Annotated in this window: 8 protein-coding genes; all 8 read right to left on the bottom strand. The window is 52.4% G+C overall.

Annotated elements, in window-relative coordinates; all coding sequences use genetic code 11:
- Positions 1-202: 202 nt before the first annotated feature.
- Positions 203-1,069 (bottom strand): DODA-type extradiol aromatic ring-opening family dioxygenase, encoded by an 867-nt coding sequence (locus tag JIE71_RS04675; RefSeq protein ID WP_228284547.1) that lies wholly within the window; start codon positions 1,067-1,069, stop codon positions 203-205.
- Between the two features lie 171 nt (positions 1,070-1,240).
- On the bottom strand, positions 1,241-1,729 hold the full coding sequence (gene rlmH, locus JIE71_RS04670; RefSeq protein WP_199507570.1) for a 23S rRNA (pseudouridine(1915)-N(3))-methyltransferase RlmH: 489 nt from the start codon (positions 1,727-1,729) through the stop codon (positions 1,241-1,243).
- A 97-nt stretch (positions 1,730-1,826) separates the two neighbouring features.
- Positions 1,827-2,375 (bottom strand): DUF421 domain-containing protein, encoded by a 549-nt coding sequence (locus JIE71_RS04665; protein ID WP_199507569.1) that lies wholly within the window; start codon positions 2,373-2,375, stop codon positions 1,827-1,829.
- A 145-nt stretch (positions 2,376-2,520) separates the two neighbouring features.
- Positions 2,521-2,997 carry an ABZJ_00895 family protein gene (locus JIE71_RS04660; RefSeq protein ID WP_199507568.1) on the bottom strand — a complete coding sequence of 159 codons (477 nt, stop codon included), beginning with the start codon at positions 2,995-2,997 and terminating at the stop codon, positions 2,521-2,523.
- An 87-nt stretch (positions 2,998-3,084) separates the two neighbouring features.
- On the bottom strand, positions 3,085-4,962 hold the full coding sequence (dacB, locus tag JIE71_RS04655) for a D-alanyl-D-alanine carboxypeptidase/D-alanyl-D-alanine-endopeptidase (RefSeq protein WP_199507567.1): 1,878 nt from the start codon (positions 4,960-4,962) through the stop codon (positions 3,085-3,087).
- A gap of 176 nt (positions 4,963-5,138) precedes the next feature.
- The gene (locus JIE71_RS04650) at positions 5,139-5,756 is read right to left on the bottom strand and encodes a 3'-5' exonuclease (RefSeq protein WP_199507566.1); all 618 of its coding nucleotides are present in this window, start codon (positions 5,754-5,756) and stop codon (positions 5,139-5,141) included.
- A 31-nt stretch (positions 5,757-5,787) separates the two neighbouring features.
- Positions 5,788-7,686, bottom strand: a complete 1,899-nt coding sequence (locus tag JIE71_RS04645; protein WP_199507565.1) for a DUF294 nucleotidyltransferase-like domain-containing protein — start codon at positions 7,684-7,686, stop codon at positions 5,788-5,790.
- 85 nt (positions 7,687-7,771) lie between these two features.
- Complete coding sequence (gene dapC / locus JIE71_RS04640; RefSeq protein WP_199507564.1) at positions 7,772-8,986, bottom strand: succinyldiaminopimelate transaminase; 1,215 nt, start codon at positions 8,984-8,986, stop codon at positions 7,772-7,774.
- Positions 8,987-9,070 lie beyond the last annotated feature (84 nt).

Here is a 9,070-nt window from a genome sequence, read left to right as displayed (position 1 = left end):
CCGCAGGGACAGGACTCTTTTTTGCCGCTTCATCGTTAAAAATAAGCGCTTAGAATGACTAAACTTATTATTTTTAACCTCGAATCGCCTAAAAAATAGTCGCTGTCAGTGCCATGGTCGAATGGTCAACACGCCCTAATACGTTTGGCTATGTTCAGGCTGTCAAATGGTTTTATGTGTTCATCTGCGACCACTCAAGGCCTTAGTCAAAGCGATAAATGTCCATGCCGAGGCTATGATGGCTCATCGCCTCGTGTACCACAGAGACGCGTTGACCTGCACCCAGCGCAAAAAACAGCGGCAACAGATGCTCATCACTGGGGTGAATGTCGCGGTATTTGGGGTATTGCTGCCAGTCTAGCGCGGCAGGAATATCTGACTTCATTTGCGCGAGTAGCCAATGCTTAAAGTCTTTGGCGTGCGCGTCCACACTCTCAGCGTCCCAGCGTAGGGCGCGCAGGTTGTGCGTGATACTGCCTGAACCGACAATTAAAATCTGCTCGTCACGTAAGGCAGCCAAACTTGCGCCGAGCTGGTAGCACGCGACACTGTCATAATGCTTGGGCAATGACAGCTGAACGATGGGCACATCAGCGTTAGGGTACATGTGTAGTAGCGGCGCCCAAACGCCATGGTCGGTGGCGCGTAGTGGGTTAACGCGGCAACGGATACCGCGCGTCTCTAATGCGGCCGCAATGTGTTCGGCCAGCTCAGGATGACCGCTGATAGGATACTCAATCTTGTGCAGTTCGGGCGGAAAACCTGCAAAGTCGTGCCATGTCTTAGGCTTTGGGTTGCTGCTAATCTCAAGTTTGGTCGACAGCCAATGTGCGGACATAATGACGATAGCACGCGGCTTGGGTAGGTTTTGCCCGATGCGCGCGAGGGCATGGGTGGTCGCGGACTGCTCGAGCGCAAGTGTGGGCGCGCCATGCGATATAAACAGCGCAGGCAAGACGCTCGGCGCGGTGCTTGGCGCATCAAATAAGTCGGCAGCGCGGCGGATATTATCGGTCGTGCGTGGCTGGGTTTCGGACATAGCGGCGAGTATACCATAAGAATCAATCATGCCCTTTTTATTAGGGCGTGGCAGGGTTTTTCAACCAAGGGCTGCGGTGTCGTACGTACAGTTTTGTCTTGTCTTGATAAAAGGTTTTCATAAAAAAGCGGCCAATGATATGACCGCTTTTTGAAGGTTTATGCATTGCTGTTTATAGCCACTATTCAGTGACGGCAGGTATCAATTACCACGGTGGTAGGGGTGGTTGTGGTTGATGCTCATGGCGCGGTACAGCTGCTCCATCAGTACCACACGTACCAGCGGATGCGGCAAGGTCAGCTCAGACAATGACCATTTCATATCGGCTTTTGCGAGCACGTCAGGCGATACGCCATCTGCGCCACCGATGACGAGAGCAATATCATCACCTTGTTGCATCGCGTCTGACAGCTTATCCGCCAGACGCTCGGTTGAGAGCATCTTGCCTTTGACATCGAGTACCCACAACTGCTCACGGGCGGCGCTTTGGTGCGCACCTAAAATCGCCTGTCCTTCTTGTTCACGGTACTGCGCCAGATTGGCATCAGACGGATTTTTAGCGCGTTTTGCCGCAGGCAATTCGACCAGCTCGGTACTGAGCATCGGCTGAATGCGCTTATAATACTCATTAAATCCTGTCTGTACCCAGCTGGGCATTTTGGTACCGACGGTCAGTAGCCGTGCTTTCATAAAGGGTTTCCTACTATTGCTAACAAAGGGATAAAACGGCGCGTAAAGCTGGCCTAATGCGCGCCCATTTTATGCAGATTCGCGCCCATTGTCGATATTAAGTATTGTCACGCATCGCAGCGACGATGGTTTGCGAAATGCCATCATCACGGACATTATCATAGTTTTTTGGCGGTTTTTTAATGACTGTAAGCTGGGCATTGGATTCAAAAATAATGGCTTCAACATCAGCGGCGTCATTCACCTCAGCTGCCCGCATTGCAGACTCAAGCTCCTGACGGGTCAGGCGCTCCTCGCGCATGGCATCAGGTAAGAACTGCCCTTGATAAAACACGATACGTGGGTCGGACAAAATAGCATCGCTAAATTGCGGCGAGATAGACGCATATTTCGTCACTAAAAACTGCAATACATATAAGGTTAAGATGGCTGAGCTGCCCTCAATCAAAGGAATATTTTTTAGCAAAATGGTACTGGCGCCGAGCGAGCCAATCATGACCGTCATAATCCAGTCAAAGTTATTCAACTGCGAGGTCGAGCGCTTGCCTGCAACTTTGGTCGCCAAGACAATCATCACATAGACCATGACTGTAGTTAAAACGATGCGCCCCAGCTTTTCTAAATCATCAAATATCAGCATGTCCATAGTGTGTTTCCCTTTATCCTATTGTCGCGATTATGGTTTTTATTAGTCTTTGGTAATTACTATAAAAGCCATGAGCCATAAAGCACAAGACAGATTGCACATTGATAACCAAGTTATTAACAATCGCTACGTAAAGGGGCGCAAACTAAAGCTTTTTGTGGCCTGCGGGCGCAAGCAGACGGCTAAAACTGACCAACCCCAGCCACGTCATCAACGTACACATACCAATCATAAGCAGCAGCCCTTGCAATAGCGCCCATGGACGTGCGGCAAAGGCTTCTTGCAACACCTCGCGGCTGATCGCATCGAACACCAAAAACCACAAGCTCAAAAAATACAGCGCACTCAGTATCCACACCGCGACAACCGCCCCCAAAGTCAAACGTAAAACCTCGATACGCATCAGCGCCCGCTGCTGGTGACGGACAAACTTGCGCACCGTGATATAGGCGGCAATACCGATGGTCAGTAGCGTCACCATATAAGTGCTGATGGGCAAATAGCGCTGGAGCAGCATACACAAGGTGCTGACAAGAATATAGCCGATACTAAAAATGCCAACGTAATAGCGCAAATTGGGCGCGGGCAAAGTTGGCGCAGCGGTGGGCGGTATATGAGGCATAACAAAACCTTGTGACTAAAACTGGTGGCTAGAAATTATTTCTGGAGATAACGACTAAAAATGATTGCTAAAGATAACGACTAAAAACTACTGCTGGGCTGTCCAGTCTAGCAGCTTATCAAGCACCACGCGCGCGCCGTACGTGTTTAGCGCGTGCTCGGTATTGATGATGCCAACTACGGTGTAGGCTTGTCCCGATTGTCCTTGCACATAGCCTGCCATCGAGGTCACATTGTTCAGCGTGCCTGTTTTTATCCACGCGCGCCCAATCGCCGCAGAATTAGGCAAGCGCTCACTATGCGCCACAATCGTACCACTGACGCCTGCGATGCCTAGCGAGTCCACATAGGTAGCAAATTGAGGATGGTGATAGGCATAGCCGAGCAGCTCACTTAAATTCGCCGCACTAATTGTACACTCGCGGCACAGCCCTGAGCCATTGGTCAGATAAGGCGGCGGCGTGCTCAAATGCGTGCGCCACCAGCCCTGGATGTCGCCCAGCGCAATGGGATACGTGCTGGTTGGGTCATCCTTCTGGTAAAGGCTTGTACCCTGATGCCGCGTAGTATCAGGCAGACTGTACGCGCCAATAGACAGCGCTACTTGCTCTGCCATCACATTGTTAGAAAAATGATTGATATCAAAAATCTGCGTCGCCAGTGGTAAAGACGGATAACTGACGATGGGCAATACCGAGGGCGCAATGTCGGCTAGCGTGTGGCTGCCTTTTGGACGTTGATACGGCTGCTCTTGGGCAAGCACTTTACCTGTCAAATCATTGCCCAGCGCTTGCCACTTCTCCGCGACCACACGCGCCGCAAAATCCTTAGCATCAGGGTACGCCACATAAAAAATATGCTCGCCGCAACCGTCGGGCAAGGCAGTATGCAGCGTTAATTTATTTACTTGCCATTCAGGCTCTAAGCTGTAGCGCACCGAGCTACATACGGCATCACGCATGGGAATGCTGCTGGGTAAATGGTAATCAGCAAGGCGCGGCTCGTAAGTTAACTCCGCCGTCTTATCTTCTTTTGGCCAGCTGTGAATCGCCATGCTGTTAAAGTTAACGAGCAGTCCATCAGGACTGGCGTTATAAGGGCGCAAAGGCGAGTTATCAAAATCCGCAGCGTCTTTACTCACCGCCTCAAACACACTGCTGTCCAACACGATATTGCCATGGATATGACGAATGCCGCGCTGCTGCACCCCGCGTAACAGTTGGGCGACGCGCTCATGCGTCATCTTTGGGTCGCCGCTGCCTTGAATGATTAAATCACCAATCAAGGTATCACCAACCTGCACGCCTGTATGATAGACGCGCGTCTGCCACACAAAATCACTGCCCAAGCTGTCAAGAGCAACAAAAGTGGGCACCAGCTTCATCGTGCTGGCAGGTGTGCGCGGTATGTCGGCATTGTGCAGTACCAATGCTGATGGCGTGCTCAAATCAAGAGGCGTCTCGGTAGGCAAGGAAGTGCGCCCAATATCAGGCTGCGGTAATGGCGGCGCGATACTCTCAAGGCTCTGATAGGTGTAGGGGTCATCGGTCTGACGGTGGATGCGTCGTTCGTGCTCGCGGATGTCGGCTTTGCGCACGGTGCGGGTGGTATTGATGCTCACGCCATCAGGCAGCGTGATAGGCTCCGCGCTGGCTTGGTTGTCTGCTTTGGTGGCGCTTTTGTTGGTTGCGGGCGTGTCTTTGCTTGCCTGTTGAGTCGTGTCTGTATGGTCACTCTCTGCTAGTGGCTTATCGGTCACCGTCACCACTTCAGGCAGCCTTGATGCGCTGTTGTTGCCTACAGGCATCACCACAATGCTGATATCGTCAGGACTCAGATGGGCCGCCTCTAACGCCTGCGACAACTCAGATAACGGCGCGGGCAAAGGCGCTGCCGCCGCTGTCTGACACACGCACAAACTGACACCCAAAGGGATGGCAACACCCCACTTGTACAACAACCGCATAACATACTCACTAGATTCACTGCATAAGTCGCGAAGCAGAGTAGCACATTGGCGGGATAAGAAAAGAGGAGATGCGTATATAAAGTCTAAATGGCTGAGATGTTTTTAGTGATGTGGGCAGATAAAAAGCAAAAAACATACAAAGACCCCATCTCCAACACTTATCCTAAAAATCCTTACCCGCGCACTCGCTTTAAATGTAAAAACGCCATCGCCGTCATCAGCGCATCGTCAAAGGCATTGTGCGTCTCGACATAGGGAATGTCAAAATGCGCCAAGATAGCCGATAGGTGCTGGTCGGGGCTTAAAATCCCCTCGGTGCGATTGCCCGTACGCCGACTGTACAGCGCGCGGATGTCTATCACCTCGTTAGGCAGTGGCGTACCCATATACTCTTTTACCAAAGGATTTAAAAACGCCATGTCGAGCAGGGGACAAAAACCGACGATAGGGCGATTGCCAATAAAGGGCAGCAACAGCGCCAGCATGGCAGCGTAATCCATGCCAAGCGCGACATCGACGCCGCGTAGTCCATGAATGACGATGCTGTCTGAGGTGGGCGGTACGGGCGGCTTACATATCAGATGCAGCCCGTTGCCTGTATCGATATGGTTGTGGTTGATATGGATGGCGGCGATGGATAAGAGGTGGTGGCGCTTGGGATTGAGTCCGCTCATCTCGCAGTCAATCGCTACCCATTCGCCAGCACTCGGCGGCGCAAACAGATATTCCAGCCCATCACGCGTCAGCTGTCGCCGTTGCCATTGCCGCTTGAGCCGCTGCATCATAGACATGGCTGCTCCTTATCGTGTCTGCTGGTTTGATTCATATATCGAGCTGATAGCGCTGGCGCAGCTGGGCTTTAAAGCTTTTGACCACAGACAGGCATTCTTTTAACACGTCGCGCTCCAATGCCGATAGCGTGTTTGGGTTGACCTCGCGTGCGTGACGGTCTTGGGTGGATAGGGCGACCGCAAGGCGCTGCCCCATAAAAAATTCAAGCACTTCGCCCAAGGTATCGGCGCGCTCAGTGGTTAGTACGCCCTGTTGTACCAAGGCTTTGAGGCGATCTTTGGTGCTGGGCGTCGCTACAATGTCATGCTCTAGCGCCAGCGTGCGAATGCCATGCACCAGCGGGAAGATGCCTGCTTTTTTTAGGTCAATATCGGAGGTGCTGCTTTTGCCAAGCAGCGGCGCAAACTTTTGCCACCATTCATGAATCTCGCCGAACTGTAATGCCGCCCGCGCAAACTGGCGTACGAACATCGGGTCGGCTTGGCGGTGCGCGTGTATCAGATGCCCTCGTAGCTCGGTTAATAATGCCTCGTTGCCACACACGTATTCAGCGTCTAATAGCGCGGACAGATAGATGCCACTCATCGCATCGCGTCCTGAAAACCACGTGCTGATTTGCTGTTTAAAATCGCTGATAGACTGCCGCCATAAGGGGTTTTGCATCATGATATTGCCATCGCACAGCGGGTAGCCGAGCGTGCTGAGCGACTGGTTAAAGCGCTCGCAATAATGGGCAAGCTCAGGATGGGTGTAGCTGTCTTCGATAATCAGCGCGTTGTCTTGGTCGGTACGCATAATCTGTTCGCCGCGCCCCTCAGACCCCATGACAATCACGCAGCTGCGCGTAAAGACCTCGCTCGGTACAATCAGCTGCCACAGCTTGGTAAACACGTGCGCGTTCAGCGTCTGCACCATGCGGCTGATGATGGCGACTTTGACGCCTTGTTGCTGCTGCATACGGATATAGCGCCCGATGGCATCGACCGCCTTATGTAGCGTGGGCAGGTCACGCGCCTGCTCAATCTCGATGCTAATCAGCTGCGAGTGATGGTTGATGTGCGCCAGCAGTTGGCTTTGTCCTAAGATACCGATGACGTTGCCATCATCACCTGTCACAGGCAGACGGTGTACGCGGTAGCGGGTCATCGCCAGCAGCGCATCACCCAAATCATGCGTGCTGCTGATGGTACGCAAATCAAAGGTCGCATACTGCCAGCACGGGGTTTGCGTCATGCTTTGCCCCTCACTGACCGCACGGCAAATATCGGTGTCGGTCAAAATGCCCAAGCCTTGCGCGCGTAGTGGTGTGACGTGCGATATATCGGCAGTCGGCGGCTGGATGAGCACGTGCTTAAAGCCTGCGCGGGTCATGGCTGTTGCGCCATCTTTAAGGCTGGCAGTAGCGGGCAACTCTTGGACAGGCAATAACTCAATGCTGGCGATGGGCTGGAGCATGATGTGTTGCAGCTCAAGCTCATGGGCGCGTTCATTATCGCCTGTGGATAGCGGTTTGCGATAGCTGCGCCGCTGCGCTAGTGCGCCCAAACGCTCGGAGAGATTGTCGGACAAGATGGCACGCACCAGATGGTTTTGTGCCATTAAGCGGTCGATGGCGCTGCCTTTGATTTGTAATAATAAGGTGTCTTCGCTCGCGCAGTAGGCATCGTCCTCAGTACCACGCCGCGCGTCAAACCAATCGTAAGTATTGCCCTCAGTGGAGTGGTTTGCGCCTAGATAGGTGGCAAGGCATTCTTGCTCGCGCTGCTGCTCGATGCGCCCTTTTAATACCAAAAAAAAGTGTCCGTAGTCGTCTACAGGCAGACAGGTATCTGCCGCTAGATAGCGAACTTGGGCATGTTTGCGGATGCTTTGGCGCTCAATGCGGCTAAGCACATCAAAGGGCGGCTGGCGAAAGTCTAAATAGGGCATGGCACACTCCAACAGTGCCTTTGACCGTGTTTACTCTGCCAAAGACACGCTAAAAAATGCCATGCTCGTATAAGTGGTGCTGGCGCTATGCGGCGTCAGTCAGTAGAGCACGAATACGCGCGATGGCTTCTAGGTTTTCTTCAACGCTTGCGACCAGTGCCAGACGCACATAGCCTGCACCAGGATTGTGTCCATCGACGTCGCGTGACAGGTAGCGACCCGCCAAGGCATGGATATTCACCTGCTCGTACAAGGCTTTGACAAAGGTTTCGTCGTCATGATTAAACTGCGCGGGCGCTTTGACCCACAGATAAAAGCCCGCTTCAGGCATACGCAAATCGAGCAGCTCACCCAGTTCCTGCATCCACAGCGCAAACTTTTGGCGGTATAAGCTGCGGTTGTCCGCCACATGGGTTTCATCTTGCCATGCCTTAATGGACGCCAGCTGATGCGGAATTGGCATCGCGCAGCCTTGATAGGTGCGGTACTGCAAATAGGCTTTTAATAGAGTGGCATCGCCTGCGATAAAGCCTGAGCGTAGCCCTGGTAGGTTTGAGCGCTTTGATAGGGAATGAAAGACCACGCAGTTTTTAAAGTCATCACGACCAAAGGCGCTGCATGCTTGCAATAGACCAATGGGTGCTTGGTCAAAATACAGCTCGCTGTAGCACTCATCACTGGCGATGATAAAGTCGTATTTGTCCGACAAGCGCAGTAAATCTTCCCAATCGTCCATGCTCATCACCGAGCCTGTCGGATTGTTTGGGCTACACACAAACACCATTTGCGCCGCTTGCCATACTGACTCAGGTACCGCGCGGTAGTCGCCCTTATAGCCATTGTCTGCTGTGCAAGGCACAAAATGACAATCGGCATTCGCCAGTATCGCTGCGCCTTCATAAATCTGATAAAACGGATTGGGCATCACCACCACAGGTCGCGCCGCATCGCTGTCTGTCTTGGCATCCACCGCCGCTTGTACAAAGCTAAAAATCGCCTCACGCGTGCCCATCACAGGCAGCACTTCGGTCTCAGCATTGACGTGCTGCAAAAAAAAGCGTTTCTCTAGCCAATGTGCGATGGCTTGGCGCAGCGCAAACGTGCCTGAAGTGGTCGGATAATGGGATAATTTGTCCAAGTTTTCGCGTAATTCGTCCATGACAAAGGCAGGTGGCGCGTGTTTTGGTTCGCCAATACCCAGTTTGATTTCGCTGTAGGCGGCGGCTGGCGTGCTGTCTGCCAAGAGCGTATTCATTTTGGCAAACGGATAAGGGTGCAGATGGGTTAAGTTGTGATTCATAAGTAGGGTAACTATAATGGATGGATAATGATAAAGGGTCAAAAAGCGCAAGCATTAGGCAGTGTAGCACTTCTCTTATTTTTT

Source organism: Psychrobacter sp. bablab_jr014, assembly GCF_016464015.1.
Classification (GTDB): Bacteria; Pseudomonadota; Gammaproteobacteria; order Pseudomonadales; family Moraxellaceae; genus Psychrobacter.
This window is presented reverse-complemented; position numbering and strand designations above follow the sequence as displayed.